Source organism: Pseudonocardia yunnanensis, from assembly GCF_039534065.1.
GTDB classification, from domain to species: domain Bacteria; phylum Actinomycetota; class Actinomycetes; order Mycobacteriales; family Pseudonocardiaceae; genus Pseudonocardia; species Pseudonocardia yunnanensis.
On record NZ_BAAAUS010000006.1, the window covers coordinates 407,913 to 430,705 of the forward strand.

Here is a 22,793-nt window from a genome sequence, read left to right on the forward strand (position 1 = left end):
GATCCTGGGCAGCACCGTCAGTTGCCAGCGCTCTGGCGCGTGTAGCGATGCTTGACGCCTACAGGGAAGTACTCGGCGTCGCCCGTGGCCCGCAGCTGCACCTGCGGCAGCTGCTGGTCCGCAGGCACGTAGTGGGCGTACTCGCTGTTGCGCCGCTGCAGCTGCTGCCGGACGGACTCGGCCACGTCCGACGAGAAGGCGTCCGTGTCGACCGTGCGGCCGGGAGCGAGCTCGACGGTGATCCGCAACCGGCGGTTCCGATCCTCGTCCTCCACCGTCTCCAGGACGAACTTGCCCGTGACCTGATCGCTGATCACCGGCTGCTCGAGCGCAACCGCCACGTTCTCCGGGTAGACGTTCGCACCGAAGAACGAGACGGCGAACAGGGACCGCCCGAAGACGTAGACGAAGGGCAGCGCAGGACCGGGCACCGGCTCGAACCCGTGGCGCACACAGACGTCGAGCAGCTCCCGATGCGGGAGCACGCCTCCCTCATCGGCGATGTGGTAGCGGATCAACGGGATGCCGCTGTCCCCGGAGAAGAGCAGGGTGCCGTCCTGCGCCTCGAAGAACCGGCTGCCGGGGTCGTACTGGACCAGCGTGGGCAGCCGGAGATCCCCGAACAGCTCGCTCGCCAGGTCGGGGCGGCCCGCCAGGAAGCGGCGGATCGACACCGACAGCGGAGTCTCGTTGCCGAGCACGCCGGCGTCGGCGGTGCCGTAGAGCGACGCCGAGTCGGTCACGGGGTTCGCCATCCCGGCGCGCCGGGCGACGAGGTCGCGCCACTCCTCGCTGAACACCTCGCCCGCGAGAACGAGCTTGATGGCGTACGAGGACCAGTCGAGGCCCTCGGCCACCCCGGTGTCGATCACGTCCTTGACGAACGGCGGGTAGCCGAGCAGGACGACCTGGTCGAAGTGCGGCCCGAGCTCCGGCAGGACACGCAGGATCTCGCCCTTGTTGTTGCCGGGCGCGACCACCGTGATCGGGTAGCCCTTGGCCGCGAGGTGCCGCACACACGAGGCGGTGAACAAGCCGCCCACCCAGGTGCCCAGCGGGAAGCACACCACGGCGAGCGTGCTGCGGGCCGCCGCGCCGAACCCGTCGCGAAAGATCTGTTCGAACCGGCGGGCGATGTGCAGCTCGTCGACGAGCGACCGCGGCCAGATCGTCGGGCGGCCGGTCGAGCCGGAGGACACCGCGATCATGTCGCTGTCGTCGATCCGGCCGTCCCGGCACAGCCGGGGCAGCGGATGACACCGGAGGTAGGTGTCCTTCGTCATCAGCGGGAGACCGCGGAAGTCGGCCAGGGAACGGATCGAGTCGGGGTCGACCTCGTGATCCCGCAGGAACTCCCGGTAGGCCGGCACCGAGCCGGCCACGTCGTGGAAGAGCCTGAGGACCCGCTCCTCGCCCCCGGACTCCGCACCCTCGAAGAACTCCCGGTAGGCGGCGAGAACATCGGCTGGTCGCTCGTCGAGCATCTGCCGAGATTAACGATCCCGGTCGGCTAGGCTGCGATCGGTTGTAGGACAGTCTGATGATCGGACGTGGAGGTCGAATTGATCGATCCGGCTGTGCTCGCTCCCGCGCGAGAGGTTCTGTCGGTGAAGTACGCGGAGCGCCGCGTCCGCCGCAGCGACGTGTTCCACGACTACGCCGCCTACGGCGTCCCCGACGGCTGGCTCGAGATGGACTACAACTTCTGGGTCATCCACGGCGACGACGGGATCACCCTGGTCGACACCGGCTATGACGTCGCGGCGCGCGACTGGCTGGGCGAGGTGCCGGTCACCGCGCCTCCTGAGTGCCTCGAGCTGCTGCAGATCGACCCCGCTTCGGTCGCGCGGGTGGTCACCAGCCACTTCCACTACGACCACATCGGCCACCTGGGGCTGTTCCCCGCGGCCGAGGTGGTCTCCGGCGGCCGCGAATACGACTACTGGTTCGGCAAGCGCGCCTCCGGCGCCCTGAACGGCGAGTTCACCACGGAGGCCGACCTCGCCGTCGTGCAACGGGCCGAGGACGAAGGCCGGCTCCGTCTGGTGCGCGAACCCGCCGCCGTCGCCCCCTCGATCGCCGTGCATCCGGTGGGAGGTCACTGCCCGGGCGAGCTTGTCGTCACGGTGCAGACGGCGAACGGCCCGCTCGTACTGGCGTCGGACGCCGCACACTTCTACGAGCAGATCGAGCACGGGTGGCCGTTCTTCGCCTTCACCGACATCGACGAGATGCGCGACGGCCTGGCGCTGATCAACCGGATGGGCAAGGAGTTCGGAGCCACGATCGTGCCGGGTCACGACGCCCGCACGCGCGAGCGCTTCCCCACGGCCCCGGGAGCCGCCGGCCAGGTTGCTGTCGTACTGGCGTGATCCCAGGGGGATCAGGACCCGTTGCGGACGGGGTCGGCGTCGGCGGCGACTCCGGAACCCGACCGCAGCGGGGGCCCCTCACGAGTGCCGGACGGCCGGGGCGCAGGCCAGTCCGGGTCGTCGGAGCGGCTCCGCGACCGTGCCGTCCGCACCGGATCGGTCTCGGGCCGCAGGATGGTCCGCACGATCAGCACGCACAGCAGCACGACCATGGCGTCGCGGAGCACGACCGCGCCGAGGAACCAATCCGGCGGCAGCCCCTTCTGCGCTGGGGTCAGGTAATAGAACATCCGCGGCACCCAGACCACGGCGTCGATCAGCATCCACGCGATCAGAAGTCGCCAGCGCGGTAGCGCGAGCACCGCGAGTGGCACCAGCCAGAGCGAGTACTGCGGGCTCCACACCTTGTTGACCAGCAGGAACGCCGCCACCACCAGGAAGCCGAGCGACGCGAGCCGCGGCGGCTGCGGCGCCCGCCACGCCAGCACCGCCAATCCCGCACAGCACAACACGAACAGGGATGCGCTCACGGCGTTGAGCACCACCGCGGCCTGGCCGGGCTCCAGCGGACCGTCGAAACCCGGCCAGCCCGTGAAATAGGAGACGACGAAGTAGAGCGAGTCGGGGTCGGCGGGCCGTGTCTGGTTGAGCCGGAAGAACTCCCACCAGCCCGGAGTGAAGGCCACCGCGACCGGCGCGTTCACCACCAACCATGTGACGGCGGCCGCGGCAATCGTGCGCACGCCGGTGGGCATGTCGCGGCGGCGCCACGCGACCAGCACGACAGGGAGGAGTAACAACAGCGGGTAGGCCTTGAACGCCCCGCCCAGCCCGATGAGCACCCCGGCCAGCACCGGGCGGCGCCGGGCCAGCGCGAGAAAGCCGGCTGTGGCGCACGCGACGGCGAGCGTGTCGAAGTTGGTGAAGGCGTGCACGATGACCAGCGGCGACAACGCGACGAGCGCGGCGTCCCATGGACGCGCGGGCCGCAGCATCCGCACCGCCCACACCACCACGAGCCAGGCCATCGCGAGCCAGGCCGCGGAGATGTCGAAGTACACGACGACAGGCAGGGCAGTCGGCAGAGCCGGAACCTGCTCCACCAGCCAGAGCCAGCCATCGGCGAGGCGGGCGTTGGCGTACTGGAAGAAGCCCGTGAGTACCGGGTACTCCATGTAGCGGACCTGCTCGTCGGGAGTGCCCGCACCCTCCACCCACGAGTCCCGGTACGGCAACGCCCCGCTGTCGAGGCCCTCCACGCCGTACAGCGGGACGGTGTCGGAGTAGCACATCGCCACGTACTGACGGCCGTTGCGCCAGTCGAGCATCAGCCCGCCGTCAGCCGTGGGGCCCTGCTGCAGGCACGGGGCCTTGCCCAGCCAGCCCAGCGCCAACACGATCACCGCGAGGAGCAGCACGACGCGCAGCGGCGTCCAGAACGAGCTGCGTCCGATCAGAGCGTGGCGCCCCAGCGGACCGCCGACTATCCGGCTCGCGGAGGCGGCGAGCGGCTCGGTCCAGGTGGGCACCACGCGGGACAGAGTGGGTGGCCCCGCCCCGCGCCCGGCCCTGCTCACCCCGCTGGGCCGGACTGCGGCGCGAACCCGGCCGTGTCGTCAGCCGGTGTCGCACGCCTCTGCGCGCCGCCTCCGGTCATCAGTCGTTGTTCCCGGTGCCGTTGTCGGAGTTGCTGTTGTCGTTGCTGTTCCCCGATGAGTTGTCGGACGAGTCTCCGCCGTTGCCATCGTTACTGTCGAAGAGTCCGCCACCACCCCCGAAACCGGAGTCCGAGTTGTCGTCGGAGTTTCCGTTCGAGCCGTCGTCCGAGTTGCCCCGGCCGTTCCCGTTCCCGTTGCCACGACCGCCGCGGCCGTCGTTCTCGTCCGAGTTGTCCCCCGGCGTATCGGACGGCGACAGGGAGCCGGACGGGTTCGGGTTGAGCGCCGGGTCGGCGGCCGGCGGCACGCCCATCGGCACGAACTTGGAGAACTGCTCCTTCGGCGTGCCCCGCAGGGCGCTGTTCATGAACTCCTGCCAGATCGACCCGGGCAGCATGCGCCCGAAGATCGGCTGGCCTGCCGAGTTCTTGATCGGATCGCTGAAGTCGCTGCCGACCCACACGGCGGTGGAGATCGACGGCGTGTAGCCGACCGTCCACGCGTCCTTGTTCTGGTTGGTCTTGTTCAGCTGCACGGTGCCGGTCTTGCTCGCGACGGGCCTGCCGTCGGACAGCGCGATGCGAGAGCTGCTCGCGACGTCGATCATCGACTCGGTGACGTTGCGCGCCACCTGCTGAGGGACCGCCTGCTCACCGGCGGCGTCACCGCGGTCGAAGAGCACCCGGCCGTCGGCGGCGACCACCTTCGAGACGATGTAGGGCTCGTGGCGTTCCCCGTCGTCGGCGAACGTCGCGAACGCGGACGCCATGTCGACGGGGTGGACCTCCGAGTCACCGAGGGCGATACCGCCCCGGGCCGCGAGCTCCACGTCGGACGGGATACCGGCCTGGTGCGCGGCATCGGCCACGCGCTGCGTACCGACGTCGACAGCCATCCGGTAGAAGATCGTGTTGATCGACTTCGTCATGGCCGTCTGCACTGTGCAGCTGTCGCAGTTGAAGCCCTCGGAGTTGCTGACGGACTGGCCCTCGAACACCTGCGGCGACGAGCCGTCGTACAGGGAGCCGAGCCCGATGCCCTTGTTGCTCTGGAGAGCGGCGGCCAGCACGAACGGCTTGAACGACGACCCGGGCTGACGCATCGCGTTGGCGTAGTCGGTGCCGAGACCGTTGGCGCCGCCGTAGTAGGCGAGGATCGCGCCCGTCTTGGGGTCGATCGAGACCAGCGCCGTGCGCAGATTGTCGGGCTGGCCCTTCATCACCTTCTTGATCGCCTCGACAGCCTGCGCCTGCCTCGGCTGCTGCACGGTGGTGGTGATCGTCAGGCCCTCGGTGTCGATCTGGTCCTGGGTGATCCCCTTGGCCGCGAGCTCCTGAATCGCCTTCTCGTAGATGTGGTAGCGATCGTCGTCCGGCACGCCGCCGAGCGAGGGAGCCTCGGGCAGCCAGTTGGTGGGGAACGGCTGCGCGCGTTCCGCCGCGGTGATCCACCCGCGCTCGGCCATCTGGTCCATCACGAAGTTCCAGCGGCGCTCGGCGTCAGGGCGGCTCTTGGCGGGGTCCCAGTTGGACGGCGACTGGATGGTGCCCGCCAGCATGGCGCCCTCGCCGATGGTGAGGTCCTGGACGTCCTTGCCGAAGTAGGCCTTGGCGGCCGCCTGAACCCCGTAGGCCCCCCGGCCGAGGTAGATCGTGTTCAGATAGTTCTCGAGGATCTGGTCCTTGCTCTGTTCGCGGGAGATCTTCACCGCGAGCACGACTTCCTTGTACTTGCGCCACAGGGAGCTCTCGTCGTGGCCCGTGGACACCTTGACGTACTGCTGCGTGATCGTCGACCCACCACCGATACCCCCGGTGAGCTGGTTGAAGATCGCGCGGGCGATGCCGGTGATGTCGAAGCCCGGGTTGGAGTAGAACGTGGCGTCCTCGGCCGCCAGCACCGCTTCCCGGGTGTGCTGGGGAACCTTGTCCAGGGTGACCTTGACCCGGTTGACGTTCTCCGGGCGGACGGTGGCGAGGGGCTGGTCGTCGGCGAACGTGAACGTGGCGACCTGGGTGAGCGCCGCTTCATCGGAACTGGGCACCGAGAAGATCATCCAGCCGATGACGAAGGCGAGCAGCGGCCCGATCACCGCCAGACCGAGGAGGACATAGAGGATCCGTCGCACCCGCCGCCACGGACTGCCCTTGCGAGCCGGCTTCTGCGGCATCCCGGGAGCGCCGGAGACCACCTCCGTGCGCTCGGCGACGGCCAGCGCGCCCTCCCGCGCCACCGAAGTGGCACCGGTCTCGTCGTGGGTGAGCAGCGGCATGTCGCCGGAGCTGTACGGCGGCCGCTGCGCACCGCCCTGCTGCGTGACCGGAGGACCGTCCGCGCGGTAGCGCTGCGGGGGAACACGACCGTTGCCAGGCGCGCCCGGCGGCACGGGCGGGCCGCCGCGGCCACGCGCGCCCGGAGGCGCAGCCGGATACGGCTGTCCGGGACGGTGGGGTGCGTGGGGAGCACCCGGCGGCGGCGCGGCCCAACCCCCGGGGGGCGGGCCTGCAGGCATCGGTGGGCGTGGCGGAAGGCCGGATCGGGGACCGGGGGCGCCCGGCGGAATACGGCCAGGGCCCCCGACCGAGCCGGGCCGGGGGTGGTGCTGATCACTCACCGGTGCTCCGGAGGTTCGGGGGTGGGGAGTCGGTCACTCGGCGGCGGTCCGGCGTCGATCCGACCTGCGGCCACTGGTGTGGGGAGCATCACCAGTTCCCATGACGTACGACAGCACGAGATGGTTCCAGCTGCAGGTGCGGCAGACCTCCACTACATAAACGGAGAAATCGGCGTAGGAGTTCGACAGCTGCTCGATCTCCTCGGGCTTGCGGGCTGAGCCCGCGGCGTGCTTGAGGGCGTCGCCGAAGATCCACGAGACCTGGGTGAGCCGCTCCTTGCGGCAAACCGGGCAGGTCTGGTCGGTCGGCTCGCCGTGGAACCGGGCCGCGCGGAGCAGGTACGGGCTGGCGTCGCAGACCTCGGCAACCCCGACCCGACCGGAGTGGACCTCGGCGAGCAGCGCTCGACGCTGCAACGCGTAGTCGACCACCTGTCGCTGGGTGCGCACCCGGTCAGGGTACGCGGGCTGTCACCACCCCCGTGGAGAACGCCTCCGGACTACCCGATCAGTTGGGCAGGGTGCAGCTCGACACAGCGATCAGATGTATCGAGCCGATATAATCAGCGACGCCATGGTGGCGGGAGCAGAAGGAGGGTCGCCGTGCTCGAACTCGCGATCCTCGGCCTGCTCCACGAAGCACCGGTACACGGCTACGAGCTGCGCAAGCAGCTCGGGCTGCGGCTGGGCGGGTTCCGGGTCTTCTCGTACGGCTCGCTCTACCCCGCCTTGCGCCGCCTGACACGCGCCGGCCTGATCGTCGAGGATCCAGGCCAGCCGACTCCCGAACCGGGCGCCTGGTCGCGGCGGGCCAGACGGGTGTATCGGATCACCGCCGAGGGCAAGGAGCGCCTCGCCGAGCTGCTCAGCGAGTCGAGCCCGCAGTCGTGGGACGACGAGAGCTTCGGCGTGCACCTCGCCTTCTTCTCCCGCACGCCGGCCGAGGCCCGGATGCGGATCCTCGAGGGCCGCAGGCGCGCCGTCGAGGAGCGCCGCGAGGGGCTGCGGTCGGCGTTGACCAAGGCAGGCGCGCAGATCGACCGCTACACCCGGGAGTTGCACCAGCTCGGCCTCGACTCGAGTGAGCGCGAGGTGCGCTGGCTCAACGAGCTGATCGCCACCGAGCGGGCACAACAGGAAGGTGCCACCGGCGACGAAGCCGACCATCGCCCGCAGATCGACCCAGGGACCCGTGAGCCGGGGCCTGGGCACACTGGAATATGAGGAGGAGCCGGCCATGAGTCAGGTCCGTGTCGCCGTCGTCGGCGTCGGGAACTGCGCAGCATCGCTGGTGCAGGGTGTGCACTACTACGCGGACGCCGATCCGGCCACGCGGGTCCCCGGGCTGATGCACGTCGACTTCGGCGGCTACCACGTCCGGGACATCACCTTCGTCGCCGCGTTCGACGTGGACGCCAAGAAGGTGGGCCGCGACCTCTCCGAGGCCATCAGCGCCAGCGAGAACAACACCATCAAGATCTCGGACGTGCCACCGCTCGACGTGCCGGTCCAGCGCGGCCACACGCTCGACGGGTTGGGCCGGTTCTACCGCGAGACGATCACCGAGTCCGACGAGCAGCCGGTCGACGTCGCACAAGTGCTGCGGGACACCCAGGCCGACGTGCTCGTGTCCTACCTCCCGGTGGGAAGTGAGGCGGCCGACCGGTTCTACGCGCAGGCCGCCATCGACGCGGGCGTGGCCTTCGTCAACGCGCTGCCCGTGTTCATCGCCTCCGACCCCGTGTGGGCCGAGAAGTTCCGCGCGGCGGGCATCCCGATCGTCGGTGACGACATCAAGAGCCAGGTCGGAGCCACCATCACCCACCGGGTGCTGGCGCGGCTCTTCGAGGACCGCGGCGTGCAGCTCGACCGCACGATGCAGCTCAACGTGGGCGGGAACATGGACTTCCTGAACATGAAGGAGCTCGAGCGCCTGGAGTCCAAGAAGGTCTCCAAGACCCAGTCCGTCACGTCCCAGGTCGACCGCGACCTCGGTCGGGACAATGTCCACATCGGACCGTCCGACTACGTCGCGTGGCTCGACGACCGGAAGTGGGCGTACGTGCGGCTCGAAGGCCGGGCGTTCGGTGACGTGCCGTTGAGCCTGGAGTACAAGCTCGAGGTCTGGGACTCACCCAACTCGGCCGGCATCATCATCGACGCGGTGCGCGCCGCGAAGATCGCCAAGGACCGCGGCATCGGCGGCCCGCTGCTGTCGCCGTCGAGCTACTTCATGAAGTCGCCGCCCGAGCAGTACAGCGACGACGTGGCCCGCCAGGCCGTGGAGGAGTTCATCCGCGGCGAGCGGGAGCGCTGACCGCCGAGCATCCAGCCGGCAAGTTTTTCTCGGCCCCGGTCGTGGGCGTTTCGCCGCGACCGGGGCCGCCTGCTGTCCGGGTCCTTTTCATTCCATAGCGACAACCTTTTCGTTACTTACGATCCCTTCCATTCCGCAAACGAATTCACTCTTGCGTCGCAGACCCGGTCGCGCTCCGGGTTCCCTACCATACTGTGACGTCGATAAATACGCCGCCAATGCGGGTAACCGACCGGATGACCCTCGTACGCTGCTGCTCTTTCCGAGTGGAAGATCAAGTGATCTCAATCACCGGGACCCACGTCGGAAACTGAGATTTGCGTCATGACAAATTCAAGAAACGTCTTCGTAGCGTCAGCGATGGCCCTGCGAACATCGCCGCTCAACCGGAGCTGCGAGCGCCGGGTCACCGCCTGACTGGCGGGATGTGGCACGGCCCCTCGAAAGTCGAGGACCTGCTACATCCGCTCCCCTTCGGCGCCGCCTGCTCCCCCCTCGGCGGCGGTCGTCAGGCGGTGCTCACCCCGAGGAACGACACCTGTGTCCAAGCACATGCCTGCCCTGGCGACCCGCTTCGCCATCACGGCGACTGCTGCCGCTGCAGCAGCACTGGTCGGCGTTCTCCCCAACGCCACCGACACGGCAGTCCGCTCGACCCCCGAAGCAGCAGCTCCCGACGCAGCAGTACCCGACGCAGCACCCGAGGCGCTGGCCCCCGAGGCAGCACGCGCAACCCCGGCGCGTACGACACCGACCGTCGATCTGCCGGTCAGGCACGTTGCCCTGTCCGCTCCCAGCAGGGCCGGTTCGGCCGCTGTCAGCCACGCGATGAGCAAGCTCGGTGCCCCCTACCGATGGGGCGCGGCCGGCCCCTCCGCCTTCGACTGCTCGGGCCTGGTGACCTGGGCCTACAAGAAGGTCGGCATTTCCCTGCCCCGTACCAGCCGGGCGATGTCCAGGGTCGGCACGCCGGTGGCGAAGTCCGCCCTGCGTCCCGGTGACCTGGTCTTCTTCTACACGCCCGTCAGCCACGTGGGCATCTACATCGGTGGCGGCAAGGTCGTGAACGCCAGCCAGCCGGGCACTCCCGTCAAGGTCTCGAACATCAGCGGCATGCCGTTCAACTCGGCGCGCCGGGTCTGACCAGGGCAGCTCCGCCCGGCCGAACCTTCCCGAGGGCCCGCAGGCCGGGCGGACGCTGTCACTTGTGGACGTGAACGCGAGCTCGATCACGTTCCGCGTAGAGTGCGCGCCCGTGACGGAGCTCGACCTGCGTCCCCTCGCCCTGGTCACCGGGGCGTCCCGCGGAATCGGCGCCGCCGTGGCGAGGGCGCTCGCGCCCGGGCACGACCTGCTGCTCGGGGGCCGCGACACGGAGGCACTGCAGGCGCTCGCGGCAGAGCTGCCGGGCGCGCGCCCGTGGCCCGTCGAGCTGACCGACACCGCGGCGCTCGCCGAGGCGGCGGGTGGTGTGGAGCGGTTGGACGTCCTGGTTCACTCGGCGGGCATGAGCGCGCTCGGGACGATCGCCGAGACCCCGGTCGCGACATGGCGCCGCCAGTTCGAGGTGAACGTCGTGGCAGTGGCCGAGCTGACCAGGCTGTTGCTGCCCGCGTTGCGGGCGGCGCGGGGGCGCGTCGTGCTGCTGAACGCCGGGGTCGGCCTGAACGCCCTGCCCGGTTGGGCGTCGTACGCGGCGAGCAAGTTCGCCCTGCGGGCGTTCGCCGACGCCCTGCGGGCCGAGGAGGGGCCGAACGGCCTGCGGGTCACCTCGGTGCACCCCGGGCGGGTCGACACCGAGATGCAGCGCAGCGTCGTCGCCCAGGAGGGCGGCGAGTACCAGGCAGAGACCTATCTACGGCCCGAGTCGGTGGCCGGAGCCGTGCTGCTGGCCGTGACAGCTCCCGACGACGCCGCCCTCACCGAACTCGTGCTGCGCCCGGCCCCCCGCTGACCCGCCACGGCGGCGCGGGAGGCCCGGTCGGCGTCGTCAGAGCACCACGTTGACCAGACGTCCGGGTACGACGATCACCTTGCGCGGCTCCCGGCCGTCGAGCATCGCCGCGACCTTCTCGTCGGCCAGCGCAGCGGCCTGTACCGCGTCGGTGTCCGCATCGGCAGGCACGGTGACGCGGGATCGCACCTTGCCGTTGACCTGGATCGGGTACTCGACGCTGTCGGCCACCAGATAGCGCTCGTCGGCCACCGGGAACGGGCCGTGGGCGAGCGAGCCATCGTGGCCGAGGCGCGACCACAGCTCCTCAGCCACGTGCGGCGTCAGCGGGGCCATCATCAGCACCAGCGGTTCGGCCACGCTGCGCGGCACTCCGGTGCCGGCGTAGGCCTTGGTCAGGTGGTTGTTCAGCTCGATCAGCTTGGCCGCGGCCGTGTTGTAGTGCAGCGCCGCGAAGTCGACGTGCACGCCCGAGATCGCGCGGTGCAGCAGGCGCAGCGTGGTCTCGTCGGGCTCCTGGTCGGTGACGTGGAGCTCGCCCGTGCGCTCGTCCACCAGGTTGCGCCACACGCGCTGCAGGAACCGCTGCGACCCCACGACGTCGCGTGTGGACCACGGACGGGACACGTCCATCGGACCGGTCGACATCTCGTACAGGCGGAACGTGTCGGCGCCGTAGCGCTCGCACATCTCGTCGGGAGTCACCACGTTGCGCAGCGACTTGCCCATCTTCCCGTACTCGCGGCGGACGGTCTGGTCCTTCCACGAGTACCCGACCGATCCGTCGGCCGCGGTCACCTCGACCACCTCCTCCGCCGGCACGTACGCGCCGCGGGCGTCGGTGTAGGCGAACGCCTGGATGTAGCCCTGGTTGAACAGACGCCGGAACGGCTCCTCGGACGACACCTGGCCCAGGTCGTACAGCACCTTGTGCCAGAACCGGGCGTACAGCAGGTGCAGCACCGCGTGCTCGACACCGCCGACGTACAGGTCGACGCCGCCCGGGTCGGACGGGCCGCGGGACGGGTCCTTGCCCAGCCAGTACTGCTCGACCTCGGAATCGACGAACCGCTCGCTGTTCTCGGGGTCCAGGTAGCGGATGTAGTACCAGCAGGAGCCTGCCCACTGCGGCATCGTGTTGGTCTCGCGGCGGTAGTGCTGCGGACCCCGGCCCGTGCCCAGGTCCAGCTCCGCCTCCACCCACTCGTTCGCGCGCGACAGGGGCGGCTCCGGCTCGGTGTCGGCGTCGTCCGGGTCGTAGGTCTTCGGTGAGTAGTCGTCGATCTCCGGCAGCTCGACCGGCAGCTGGTCGTCGGGCAGCGGGACGGGCAGGCCGTCCTCGTCCCAGACGATCGGGAACGGCTCGCCCCAGTAGCGCTGCCGGGAGAACAGCCAGTCGCGCAGCTTGTACTGGACGACCGGCGAACCGGCCGAGCGGGCGGCCAGCCATTCCGTGATCGCGCGCTTGGCCTCGGCGACCCCCAGCCCGTTCAGGCTGATCTCGTCGTTGGCCGAGTTGATCGCCGGACCGTCGCCCGTGTAGGCCTCGCCGTCCCAGCCCTCGCTCGGCTGCACGGTGCGCACGATCGGCAGGCCGAACGCCGTGGCGAAATCCCAGTCGCGCTGGTCCTGGGCGGGCACGGCCATGATGGCGCCGGTGCCGTAGCCCATCAGCACGTAGTCGGCGACGAAGACCGGGATCGCCTGCCCGTTGACGGGGTTGGTGGCGTACGCGCCGGTGAAGACACCGGTCTTCTCCCGGTTCTCCTGCCGGTCCAGCTCCGACTTGCGGGCCGCCGCATTGCGGTAGCCGGCCACGGCCTCGCGCGGGGTGGCCGCACCGCCGGTCCAGCGCGCGTCGACGTCCGCGGGCCAGGCGTCGGGGGTGATCTCGTCGACCAGGGGGTGCTCGGGCGCGAGCACCATGTACGTGGCGCCGAACAGGGTGTCGGGGCGGGTGGTGAAGACCTCGATCGGCGTGTCGACGCCGGTGACCGGGAAGCGGACCTGCGCACCCTCGGAACGGCCGATCCAGTTGCGCTGCATCGCCTTGACCGAGTCGGGCCAGTCCAGCCGGTCCAGGTCGGCCGCCAGCCGGTCGGCGTAGGCGGTGATCCGCATCATCCACTGCTTCAGGTTGCGGCGGAACACGGGGAAGTTGCCCCGCTCGCTGCGCCCGTCGGCGGTGACCTCCTCGTTGGCCAGCACCGTGCCCAGGCCCGGACACCAGTTCACCGGCGCCTCGGAGATGTAGGCCAGCCGGTGGGAGTCGATGATGCGGCGCTGCTCCACAGAGGTCAGCTCGTTCCAGGCACGGCCGTCCGGCGTGTGCCGCCGGCCGCGCGCGAACTCCGCCTCCAGTTCGGCGATTGGCCGAGCCTTCAGCTGCTCCTCGTCGTACCAGGAGTTGTAGATCTGCAGGAAGATCCACTGTGTCCAGCGGTAGAACTCCACATCGGTGGTGGCCACCGAGCGGCGCTCGTCGTGGCCGAGGCCCAGCCGGCGCAGCTGCGCCTTGTACCGCTGGATGTTCTCCTCGGTGGTCTTGCGCGGGTGGGTGCCCGTCTGCACCGCGTATTGCTCGGCAGGCAGGCCGAAGGCGTCGAAGCCCATCGTGTGCAGCACGGTACGGCCGGTCATCCGCAGGTAGCGCCCCAGCACGTCCGTGCCGATGAAGCCGAGCGGGTGGCCGACGTGCAGCCCGGACCCGGAGGGGTACGGAAACATGTCGAGCAGGTAGACCTTGTCGCCTGCCGTTGCGGACGGGTCGGCCCACGGACCCGACGGGTTGGGAGCGTGGAAGGTGCCCTCGCGCTCCCACCGCTCCTGCCAGCGATCCTCGATCTGCGCGGCCAGCACCGCGTTGTACCGGTAGGGCAGCTCAGCGTCGTCGGCCGGGCCGTCGGCGCGCTCCGGTGCCACTGCGGTCGTGTCCGTGCTCATGTCCCCACTCCTGGGAGGTCTCTAATCGGCCCGAAAACCAGAAGACCCCCCTGCCGCTCGGGCATGAGGGGTCGGCCGCGCCGGGTACTGAGACTGCGACGCGGCCTAGACAAGAAGTCGCTGGGCCACGTCTCCAGGGTAGCTCCGCTGGCTGCGGGCTCGCTTCCGGGTTCACCTACGCTGGTCGATGTGCCGCTGTCACTGCGTCTGGTTCTCGGTTCGGTGCTCGTGCTCGCCGGTGTCGCACTCCTTGTCGTCGCGGTGCTCGGCGCCCGTGGGCGGCTGCGCCGCAACGCCTGGGTAGGGGTCCGGACGGCCACGACACTGCGGTCGCAGCACGCGTTCGCCGTCGGCAACGCCGCGGCGGCGGTGCCGGCCGGTGCCGCGGGCGTGGTGGCCGTCGCCGGCGGGGCGGCGCTGCTGACCGGCCCCGGCGGTGCGCTGGGCTGGGTCGTGCTCGCCGTGGCGGTCGTCGGGATGCTCGGCCTCGCCGGTGTCGCCGGGATGGTGGGAAACCGCGCCGCGAGCGCCGTGGCACTGCCACCGCCCGGGCCCGTCTGCTCGGGCTCGTGCGCGGGATGCGACCTCGTGGCCGGCTGCCGCGACGCGACCACATCGCTCCCGGCCGGGTCCGAGCTCGGCTGATCCCTTCGCGGTCAGTTGTGCCGGACGTCGGCGGGGTACGTGGCGAGCAACGAGAGCGGCATGCCCTGACGGCGCAGCACGTGGCCCCACAACGCGTCGTTCTCGGAGATGACGTCGTCGGGCAACGCGGGCACGACGATCCAGTCGCCGCGCTCGATCTCTCCGGCGAGCTGACCTGCGTCCCAGCCCGAGTAGCCGGCGAACACCCGCATGCCGCGCAAGCTCGGGGCGATCACGGCGGGGTCGGTGTCCAGGTCGACCAGCACCACCGGGCCCCGCACCCGCACCAACCCTTCCACGGCGGTCGGGTCGTAACCGGTGCGCACGGCTCCGAGGCAGAGTGCGGTCTCGCCCTCCACCGGGCCGCCCACGAACACAGAACGGGGCTCCGCGGAGAGCGCCGCCCAGGCGGGCAGGACGTCGCGCACCGTCACCTCGCTCGGGCGGTTCAGCACCACGCCGAGACTGCCCCGCTCCCGGTGCTCGATCATGAAGATCACAGTGCGGAGGAAGTTGGGATCAAGCAGGCCCGGCGCGGCGACGAGCAGGCTGCCCGGCGCCGGCTCGGACCCGGAGGAATTGCCAGAGCCGGAGCGGTCGTCCACCACAGGTTCCATCGTTGCATCCGACGGGCCGCGTAGCCTTCGCCCGTGCCGACATCGGGACCGACACCGCCCGTCGCCGTGGGGACGCCCGCCACGGCGGAGAGGGAGCGGCTGGGTTTCGTCCGACTCGTCCGGACGCGCGGGCTCCGGCGTCTGCTCGCAGTGCGCTTCGCCACACAATGGGCCGACGGCGTGTTCCAGGCCGCTCTGGGCGGAGCTGTGCTGTTCAACCCCGAGCGGCAGGCCGACCCACTCGCCGTCGCGGCCGGTCTGGCCGTGCTGCTGCTGCCCTACTCGCTGATCGGCCCGTTCGCAGGGGCGCTGCTCGACCGCTGGGACCGCAAGCGCGTGCTGATGGGGGCCAACCTCGTCCGGGCGGTGCTCATCGTCGTCGTCGCCGCCGTCGTCTTCGCCGGCGTCACCGGGCCGGGCCTCTACCTGGCCGCCCTGGCCGTGGCCGGGGTCAGCCGGTTCGTCAACTCCGGCCTGTCGGTGGCGCTGCCGCACGTCGTCGAGCGCCGTCACCTCGTCGAGGCGAACACGTTCGCGGTCACCGTGGGCGCCGCCATGACCGCGATCGGCGGGGCCTGCGCCATCGGGCTCCGCGAGATCGTCGGCCCCGACGACACGGGCTCGGCCATCACCACCACGGTCGCCGTCGTGGGTTCGCTGCTCGCCGCCGCGTTGGCCTCCAGGTTCCGGCGTGGTGCTCTCGGCCCCGACCGCACCGATCCGGCCCGGCGCACAGCCGTCACCGTGCTGCACGGGCTCGCCGACGGAGCACGCGCCACCGCCGCCACCCCCTCGGTGGCCGCGAGCTTCCTGGCGTTGGCGGCCCACCGGTTCTCGGTCGGCATCACGACGCTGCTCACGCTGCTGCTGTTCCGGTACTCGTTCATCGACAGTGGACCGTTCCGGGCCGGGCTCGCGGGCATCGGGGAGGCCGTCCTGCTCGCTGCGGCAGGCCTCGGCGTCGCGGCCCTGATCGCGCCGTGGATGGTGCGGCGCTGGGGTCGCCCCCGCACGATCCGCGTGGCGATGATCGTCGCCACGCTCACCCAGCTCGCACTCGCCGCGCTGCTGTCCATGCCTGCCGTTCTGGCGGCGGCCTTCGTGCTCGGCGCCACAGGGCAGATCGTCAAGCTGTGCACCGACGCCGCCGTTCAGAGCGAGGCGGGCGACGGGGTGCTCGGGCGGGTCTTCGCCCTCTACGACGTCGTCTTCAACGTCGGGTACGTGCTGGCGGTAGCCGCGGCCGCGCTGCTCAGCCCACCCAACGGCTACGCCCCGTGGCTACTGGCCGCGGCGGCAGCTCTCTACGTGCTCGGCCTGCTGGCGCACGACCAGCAGATGCGCCGCACCCGCCGGACCTGACGGCGAATCAGCCGAGACCGTTCTCGGCGGCCCAGGCGCGCAGCTCGGCCTCCGCCTCCTCGCGCGACACCGGCCCGCGCTCCATGCGCAGCGCGAGCAGGTGCTTGTAGGCCTTGCCGACGAGCGGACCCGGCGGGATGCCGAGCAGCTCCATGATCGCGTTGCCGTCCAGGTCCGGCCGGATGGCGTCGAGCTCCTCCTGCATGCGCAGCTGCGCGATCCGGTCCTCGAGCGAGTCGTAGCTGCGCTGCAGCGCGGCGGCACGGCGCCGGTTGCGGGTGGTCGAGTCGGAGCGCACGAGCTTGTGCAGCCGGTCGAGCAGGGGACCCGCATCCGCGACGTAGCGCCGCACCGCGCTGTCGGTCCACTCGCCGCTGCCGTAACCGTGGAAGCGCAGGTGCAGGAACACCAGCTGGGCGACGTCGTCGATGATCGCCTTCGGATAGCGCAGCTCGCGCAGCCGCCGCCGCACCATCTTCGCCCCGACCACCTCGTGGTGATGGAAGCTGACCCGCCCGTCCGCTTCCTTGCGGCGCGTGTCGGGCTTGCCGATGTCGTGCAGCAGCGCGGCGAGGCGGAGCACGAGGTCGGGGCTGCCCGGCTCCTCCCGGTCGATCGCCTGCTCCAGCACCACCAGTGAATGCGTGTAGACGTCCTTGTGCTGCATGTGCTCGTCGATGGCCAGGCGCATCGCCGGCACCTCCGGCAGCACCTGGTCGGCGAGGCCCGTGTCGACCATCAGCTCGATGGCGCGGCGCGGATGCGTGCCGCAGATCAGCTTGGTCAGCTCGACCTGCACCCGTTCGCGCGTGATCCGGGAGAGCTCGCCCGCCATCGCCGTCATCGCCGCGACCACCCGCGGCGCGGGCGAGAGGCCCAGCTGGGAGACGAACCGCGCGGCGCGCAGCATCCGCAGCGGGTCGTCGGCAAAAGACTCCTCGGGGGTGGCAGGCGTGTCGAGGACACCGGCAGCGAGCGCCGCCAGGCCCCCGTGCGGATCGACGAACCGGCGCTCGTCCGCGGTGAGTTCCACGGCCATCGCGTTGACGGTGAAGTCACGGCGGACGAGGTCGTCCTCGATGCTGTCGCCGAAGGCCACGATCGGGTTACGCGTGACCCGGTCGTAGGCGTCCGCGCGGAACGTGGTGATCTCGACGGTGCTGCCGTGGCGGCGTGCACCGACCGTGCCGAAGGCGATGCCGGTGTCCCAGACCGCCTCGGCCCAGCCGGAGAGGATCTCGAGGATCGCGTCGGGGCGCGCGTCGGTGGTGAAGTCGAGGTCGCCCGACTCGCGACCGAGCAAGGCGTCGCGAACGCTGCCGCCGACGAGGTAGAGCCGGTGCCCCGCCAGGGCGAAGCGGTCGGCTAGCTCCTCGGCGACGGCCCCGATCTGCACCATCTCCACGACCGCATTCTCCTGGGCGCGCACAAGATCGGGGGGGACGGCGCCGGGCGCCAGGGCTGCTGCGGACACGGCGGGCCAGTGTAGGCGTCCCTATTGCGAGCAGCGACGAGGATGCTGCCCGCGACGCGCTGGCCGGGCACCGGAACCGGTCTGGTCGATACGATCGCCGCATGTCCACATCCCGCGGCCGTTCCGGGGGGCGCCGAGCGAGCCGCCCCACGGACCGGAGGCGGCGGCTGCGGACTGTCGACGAGACGTCGGCCGGGGGATTGGTTGTCGACCCTGTGTCAGGCACGGCTGCGGTGATCGGGCGCCTGGACCGGCGGGGACGTCTGTTGTGGTCGTTGCCGAAAGGCCATATCGAAGCCGGTGAGACGGCCGAGGAGGCGGCGGTGCGAGAGGTCGAGGAGGAGACCGGCATCATCGGCCGCGTGGTCGCACCACTGGGCACCATCGACTTCTGGTTCGTCGCCGAGGATCGGCGCGTGCACAAGACCGTGCATCATTTTCTGCTGCGCGCCCTGGGGGGCGAGCTCTCGGACTCCGACGTCGAGGTCTCCGAGGTGGCCTGGGTGCCACTCCACGAGCTCGAGTCACGGTTGGCCTACGCCGACGAGCGCCGCTTGATCAGGCGGGCCACGGAGCTGTTGGAGGAGACGGCGTGAAACGGATCGCGACCCTGGTCGCGATCCCGGTTCGGGTGCTCACAGCGCTGACGCTGACGGGGCTGATACTGGCAGGCCTGACATTCATCGGGCTCCTCCCCGGCGACCCGGGGGCCACGGCCGCGAACGCCGCGCCGAGTCCGGCCGCATCGTTGCCGGAGCCGTTCCAGCAGCCGGGCGACAACACCGGCCCGCTCCGGTTGGACCTGACGCAGCTCTCTCCGCGCGTGGTCACCTCGACCGGGCCGTCCACGCTCACATTTAGCGGCACTTTGACGAATACCGGTGACCAGCCCATTGACGACCTGGTGATCCGGATGCAGCGCGGCAACGCGCTCCAGACCGAGGGTGCGCTGCGCGACGCTCTGGACGGCGACGGGAGAGCCGACGCCATCACCCCGCAGTTCACGCCCATTCCCGGGGAGCTCGCACCGCGGGGTCAGATGCCGGTCCGGCTCACCGTCCCGCTCCGCGGCGCACCCGACTCGACTCTCGCGCTCGCAGAGACCGGAGTGCACGAGCTGCTCATCAACGTCAACGGAGTGCCGAGCGACGGCAGGCGGGCACGGCTGGCCGCGGTGCGGATGTTGCTGCCGGTGTTGTCACTGCCACCGGGCCCGGGCCGGGCCGGAGCCGTAGAGGCACCCCCGCCCCCGCCGGCCACGCCGTTCTCCATGCTGTTCCCGATCACTGACACGCCGCGGCGGGTCTCGACCGTCCCGGGCGAGCCCACGCTGCTCACCGACGACGACCTCGCCGCGTCGATGGCTCCCGGCGGACGGCTCGGCAGCCTCGTCGCCGCGCTCGCCGCGGACGCGCCCCCCGGCTCCCGGGTGCGGGCCGCCACCTGTCTGGCCATCGACCCCGACCTGGTGGAGACCGCGTCCCTGATGCGCGCGGGCTACCAGGTCCAGCAACCCGGCGGCGGCCCGCCCGTACCGGGCACCGGCGCCGCGGCGGCCGGTCAGTGGCTGGACAGCCTCGCGGCAGTGGCAAAGGGCGGCTGTGTGATGGCGCTGCCCTACGCCGACGCAGATCTCGTCGCTCTGACGAGAGGTGGCCTCGGGCAGCTCGCGACCCGGACCATCCGGGACGGCCGCCAGATCCTCTCCGACGTGCTCGACGTCCCCGTCACGCCCGGGGTCACCTGGCCGGTCGGAGGGGTCGCGGACGACGCCACGCTCGACGAGATCGCATCGGCCGACGGTCGATCGGTGCTGCTGTCAGCCGACGGAGTGGACCAGGGCCGGGTGCAGCGCCACAGCGGTGTGGTCCCGCTCGTGGGTGGGCGCCTGCCACAGTTCGCGGTGCTGACCGACCCGCTGCTCACCCGTGCCGCCGCCGGGCCCAGCGCCGCATCGGGTCCGGATCCCAGCACCGGCGGAGCGGTGGCATCGTCCACTCCCGCCGGGACGGTCGGCGCGCTGTCCACTCAGGATCTGATCGGCGCGCTCGTCTTCCGTATCGAGGCCGGCCCGATCGCCGGTGGTCCGACCGCCCCGGCAGGCCCCCTCGTCCTCGCACCGCCGCACCAGTGGGCGGTGGAGGGGAACGGTGCAGCGGCTCTGCTGACCACGGTCAACCAGTTGATCGGCGAGGGCCGGATCGTGCCGAGCGCGCTCGACGGGGTGCTCGAGGCCGGCCCGTCCGCCGGCACGGCCCCGTTGGCCCCCGCCTACCCGCTGCGCTCGGGCGGTCAGGAGACCCCCACCAGCGCGGTCGACATCGTCCGGAAGACGGCGCAGCAGATCGAGGACCTGAGTTCCGCGGCCGTCCCGGACTCGGGTGTCGGCGCCACTCCGGAGGAGGCGTTCGGTCCACTGCGACGCGGCCTCGCGCGGCCCGTCTCAGCCGCATGGCGGGGGCGGCCGGCCGAAGCGGTCGCCGCGGCGAGTGCCGCAGCAGGGCGGGTGGCGGATCTGCGTGCCTCGGTGCGGGTGCTCGAGCCGCCCAGCCCGTACTCGCTCGGGACGTCGGACGCCCCGATCCTGATCACCGTGGCCAACGGGCTGCCGGTCACGGTAGAGGTCAACGTCCAGATCCTGCCCTCCGCAGGCCTGCGGGTGGCGCCGATCCCGCCGCAGCAGGTGCCCCCGCTCGGGCGGCGACAGATCCGGGTCAGTGCCGAGGTCACCCGCTCGGGCCAGTTCATCGTCCAGGCGGCCGTGCGCACCCCGAACGGGGAACTTCTCGGACCACCTAGCCGCCTGCGCGTCCGCTCCACCGCTTACGGCACCATCACCGTGTGGCTGACGGCGAGCGCGGGGGCACTGCTCGTGGTGCTGGCGGTCCGTCGGGTGCTCCGACGGGTCCGCGGCGAACCGGCGCGGACCGCCCAGGTCGGCCCGGCGACGGGCCCCCCGCCGGGTTCCCCGGACCAGGCGGTGCCCCTCAGCCCGGAGCACCCCAGCCCGGCCCCGCCCGGCCATGGCCCGGCGGCGAAGACCGGCGACCCGTTCCCGGACCCCCTCCACCCCACCGACCGTCTCCCGTTGCCCCGCCGCCGACCGGACGGGCCGCCCCGCCCCCCTGGCCGGGGGCCCCAGCCGCCGCCCCGCGTCCCGAGCCCATGAGCGGTCCCGCACCCGACGACAGCCCGACGGAGCGGTTGGTCGTCGTGCCGCGCAAGGAGCAGTCGCTCGGGCGCTCGAGCAGCCTGATGGCCGTGGCCAGCCTGGTCAGCCGGATCACCGGCTTCCTGCGCCAGGTCGCGCTGTTCACCGTGCTCGGCGACACGATCCTCAACGACTCCTACACCGTCGCGAACACGCTGCCGAGCATCGTCTACGAGTTCCTGATCGGCGGCGTGCTCTCCAGCGTGATGATCCCGCTGCTGGTGCGCTCCCAGACCGAGGACCGCGACGGCGGGGAGGCCTACACCCGCAAGCTGCTCACGATCGCCGGGATCGCGCTGCTGGTGGCGACCGCCATCGGAATGCTCACGGCCCCGCTGCTGACCAGGCTCTATCTCGGTGGTGAGACCACCGGCTCGGCCGACCCGCAGCTAGCCACCGAGCTGGCCTACATGCTGCTCCCGCTGGTCTTCTTCCTGGGCCTGAACGCCCTGCTCGGCGCGATCCTGAACAGCCGCGGTGCCTTCGGCGCGTTCGCCTGGGCTCCGGTGCTCAACAACGTCGTCGTCATCGGAGTCGCCGGGGCCTACGTGCTGGTGCCGGATTCGGCCCGCCTGCTCGTGCTCGGCATCGGCACCACGCTCGGGATCGCCGCGCAGACTGTGGTGCTGATCCCGGCGGCGCGTCGGGCCGGGTTCCGCTACCGCCCGACGTGGGGCTGGGACCCACGACTCACGACCGCGGGCGGGCTCGCGGTGTGGGTGGTGGCGTACGTGCTGGTCGGACAGGCCGGCCTCGTCGTCACCACCCGCGTCGCCTCGTCCTCGACCGCCGGGTCCGTCGCGGTCTACTCGTACGCCTGGCTGCTGCTCCAGGTGCCCTACGGTGTGCTCGGCGTCTCGCTGGTCACGGCGCTGATGCCCCGGATGAGCCGCGCCGCCGCCGAGGGCCGCATGCGGGACGTCGTGGCGGACCTGTCGCTGGGCAGCAGGCTCTTCTCGGTGCTGCTCGTTCCGGTTTCGGTATTGCTGACGCTCTTCGGCACCGAGATCGGTGTCGCCCTGTTCGGCCTTCGCGAATCGAACCTCGACGGTGCCGCACGGGTGGGAACGGCGATCGCGGTGTCGGCGTTCGGGCTACTTCCGTTCGCGATCTCGATGCTCCAGCTTCGGGTCTTCTACGCGCTCACCGACAGCAGGACCCCCACCCTCATCCAGCTGTTCACCGTTGCAGTCAAGATTCCGCTGATGCTGGCGTGCCCGGCCCTCTTGCCACCCGAGGACGTCGTGCTCGGGCTGGCCGCCGCCAACGCGGTGTCCTTCATCGCCGGCGCCGTGGTCGGTCAGGTGATGCTGCGGCGCAGGCTGGGCCGGATCCCGACTCGGGAGGTGCTCGCCTCCATCGGACGAGCGCTCCTCGCCTCGATCGTCGGCGGATTGGTTGCCTTCGGAGCGATCACCCTGCTCGACGGGCCACTCGGCGGCCTCTCGCCTTTGGGGAGGGCGTGGATCGAACTCGTGGTCGCAACCGTCATCATGGGAGTGATCACCCTCATCGCGATGAAGCTGCTGCGAGTTCGCGAAATCGACACAGCACTCGGACGCCTCGAACGGCTCGTCGACCGGCGCAAACCTCGGCGCGACACCACCCGCTGACGTACTCTTCAAC

The 22,793-nt window shown here is 70.9% G+C and carries 17 protein-coding genes; 10 read left to right on the plus strand and 7 right to left on the minus strand.

Annotated features, from left to right (window positions below):
• Window positions 1-17: 17 nt before the first annotated feature.
• Entirely contained in the window at window positions 18-1,484 is a 1,467-nt protein-coding gene (locus ABD743_RS08160) for a phenylacetate--CoA ligase family protein (protein ID WP_344720355.1), read from the minus strand.
• Between the two features lie 66 nt (window positions 1,485-1,550).
• Here ABD743_RS08160 and ABD743_RS08165 point away from each other — a divergent pair, with 66 nt between their 5' ends.
• Window positions 1,551-2,372, plus strand: a complete 822-nt coding sequence (locus ABD743_RS08165) for an N-acyl homoserine lactonase family protein (protein ID WP_344720357.1) — start codon at window positions 1,551-1,553, stop codon at window positions 2,370-2,372.
• A gap of 11 nt (window positions 2,373-2,383) precedes the next feature.
• Here the strand turns inward: ABD743_RS08165 and ABD743_RS08170 are convergent, their stop codons facing one another.
• The 3 genes from ABD743_RS08170 to ABD743_RS08180 form a co-directional block, all read right to left on the minus strand.
• Window positions 2,384-3,904: a glycosyltransferase family 87 protein gene (locus ABD743_RS08170; RefSeq protein ID WP_344720359.1), complete on the minus strand. Its 1,521-nt coding sequence runs from the start codon at window positions 3,902-3,904 to the stop codon at window positions 2,384-2,386.
• Window positions 3,905-4,028: 124 nt separating this feature from the next.
• Window positions 4,029-6,416, minus strand: coding sequence for a transglycosylase domain-containing protein (locus ABD743_RS08175; RefSeq protein ID WP_344720361.1), 2,388 nt, complete (start codon window positions 6,414-6,416; stop codon window positions 4,029-4,031).
• Between the two features lie 261 nt (window positions 6,417-6,677).
• Window positions 6,678-7,094 carry a DUF5318 domain-containing protein gene (locus ABD743_RS08180; RefSeq protein ID WP_241036552.1) on the minus strand — a complete coding sequence of 139 codons (417 nt, stop codon included), beginning with the start codon at window positions 7,092-7,094 and terminating at the stop codon, window positions 6,678-6,680.
• A 153-nt stretch (window positions 7,095-7,247) separates the two neighbouring features.
• On the opposite strand from ABD743_RS08180, the gene ABD743_RS08185 reads away from it, so the two are divergent.
• The 4 genes from ABD743_RS08185 (at window position 7,248) to ABD743_RS08200 (ending at window position 10,915) form a co-directional block, all read left to right on the plus strand.
• Window positions 7,248-7,868, plus strand: a complete 621-nt coding sequence (locus tag ABD743_RS08185) for a PadR family transcriptional regulator (RefSeq protein ID WP_344720363.1) — start codon at window positions 7,248-7,250, stop codon at window positions 7,866-7,868.
• Window positions 7,869-7,881: 13 nt separating this feature from the next.
• Window positions 7,882-8,961, plus strand: coding sequence for an inositol-3-phosphate synthase (locus ABD743_RS08190; protein ID WP_241036550.1), 1,080 nt, complete (start codon window positions 7,882-7,884; stop codon window positions 8,959-8,961).
• Between the two features lie 540 nt (window positions 8,962-9,501).
• A complete protein-coding gene (locus ABD743_RS08195) occupies window positions 9,502-10,104 on the plus strand; it encodes a C40 family peptidase (RefSeq protein WP_344720365.1) in 603 nt (200 codons plus the stop codon).
• A gap of 112 nt (window positions 10,105-10,216) precedes the next feature.
• Entirely contained in the window at window positions 10,217-10,915 is a 699-nt protein-coding gene (locus ABD743_RS08200) for an SDR family oxidoreductase (protein WP_344720367.1), read from the plus strand.
• Window positions 10,916-10,951: 36 nt separating this feature from the next.
• On the opposite strand, the gene leuS is transcribed toward ABD743_RS08200, so the two are convergent.
• A complete protein-coding gene (leuS, locus tag ABD743_RS08205; protein ID WP_344720369.1) occupies window positions 10,952-13,858 on the minus strand; it encodes a leucine--tRNA ligase in 2,907 nt (968 codons plus the stop codon).
• A gap of 189 nt (window positions 13,859-14,047) precedes the next feature.
• Between leuS and ABD743_RS08210 the strand changes: the two genes are divergently transcribed.
• Window positions 14,048-14,503, plus strand: coding sequence for an SdpI family protein (locus tag ABD743_RS08210; protein WP_344720371.1), 456 nt, complete (start codon window positions 14,048-14,050; stop codon window positions 14,501-14,503).
• Between the two features lie 11 nt (window positions 14,504-14,514).
• Here the strand turns inward: ABD743_RS08210 and ABD743_RS08215 are convergent, their stop codons facing one another.
• Window positions 14,515-15,120: a YqgE/AlgH family protein gene (locus ABD743_RS08215; RefSeq protein WP_344720373.1), complete on the minus strand. Its 606-nt coding sequence runs from the start codon at window positions 15,118-15,120 to the stop codon at window positions 14,515-14,517.
• 33 nt (window positions 15,121-15,153) lie between these two features.
• On the opposite strand from ABD743_RS08215, the gene ABD743_RS08220 reads away from it, so the two are divergent.
• Window positions 15,154-16,482 carry an MFS transporter gene (locus tag ABD743_RS08220; protein ID WP_344720375.1) on the plus strand — a complete coding sequence of 443 codons (1,329 nt, stop codon included), beginning with the start codon at window positions 15,154-15,156 and terminating at the stop codon, window positions 16,480-16,482.
• Window positions 16,483-16,489: 7 nt separating this feature from the next.
• Here the strand turns inward: ABD743_RS08220 and ABD743_RS08225 are convergent, their stop codons facing one another.
• Window positions 16,490-17,956, minus strand: coding sequence for a CCA tRNA nucleotidyltransferase (locus ABD743_RS08225; RefSeq protein ID WP_344720377.1), 1,467 nt, complete (start codon window positions 17,954-17,956; stop codon window positions 16,490-16,492).
• A gap of 101 nt (window positions 17,957-18,057) precedes the next feature.
• Between ABD743_RS08225 and ABD743_RS08230 the strand changes: the two genes are divergently transcribed.
• From ABD743_RS08230 to murJ, 3 genes are read left to right on the plus strand one after another with little or no spacing between them, the layout of a single operon-like run.
• Window positions 18,058-18,552 (plus strand): NUDIX domain-containing protein, encoded by a 495-nt coding sequence (locus ABD743_RS08230; protein WP_344720379.1) that lies wholly within the window; start codon window positions 18,058-18,060, stop codon window positions 18,550-18,552.
• Window positions 18,549-21,125 carry a DUF6049 family protein gene (locus ABD743_RS08235; RefSeq protein WP_344720380.1) on the plus strand — a complete coding sequence of 859 codons (2,577 nt, stop codon included), beginning with the start codon at window positions 18,549-18,551 and terminating at the stop codon, window positions 21,123-21,125. Before ABD743_RS08230 ends, ABD743_RS08235 begins: the two co-directional genes overlap by 4 nt.
• Complete coding sequence (gene murJ, locus ABD743_RS08240; protein WP_344720381.1) at window positions 21,122-22,780, plus strand: murein biosynthesis integral membrane protein MurJ; 1,659 nt, start codon at window positions 21,122-21,124, stop codon at window positions 22,778-22,780. Before ABD743_RS08235 ends, murJ begins: the two co-directional genes overlap by 4 nt.
• Window positions 22,781-22,793 lie beyond the last annotated feature (13 nt).

Coding starts and splice junctions, on each gene's coding strand:
- ABD743_RS08230 (WP_344720379.1), top strand. CDS start 18,058: ATGTCCACATCCCGCGGCCGTTCCGGGGGGCGCCGAGCGAGCCGCCCC.
- ABD743_RS08190 (WP_241036550.1), top strand. CDS start 7,882: ATGAGTCAGGTCCGTGTCGCCGTCGTCGGCGTCGGGAACTGCGCAGCA.
- ABD743_RS08215 (WP_344720373.1), bottom strand. CDS start 15,120: ATGGAACCTGTGGTGGACGACCGCTCCGGCTCTGGCAATTCCTCCGGG.
- leuS (WP_344720369.1), bottom strand. CDS start 13,858: ATGAGCACGGACACGACCGCAGTGGCACCGGAGCGCGCCGACGGCCCG.
- murJ (WP_344720381.1), top strand. CDS start 21,122: ATGAGCGGTCCCGCACCCGACGACAGCCCGACGGAGCGGTTGGTCGTC.
- ABD743_RS08160 (WP_344720355.1), bottom strand. CDS start 1,484: ATGCTCGACGAGCGACCAGCCGATGTTCTCGCCGCCTACCGGGAGTTC.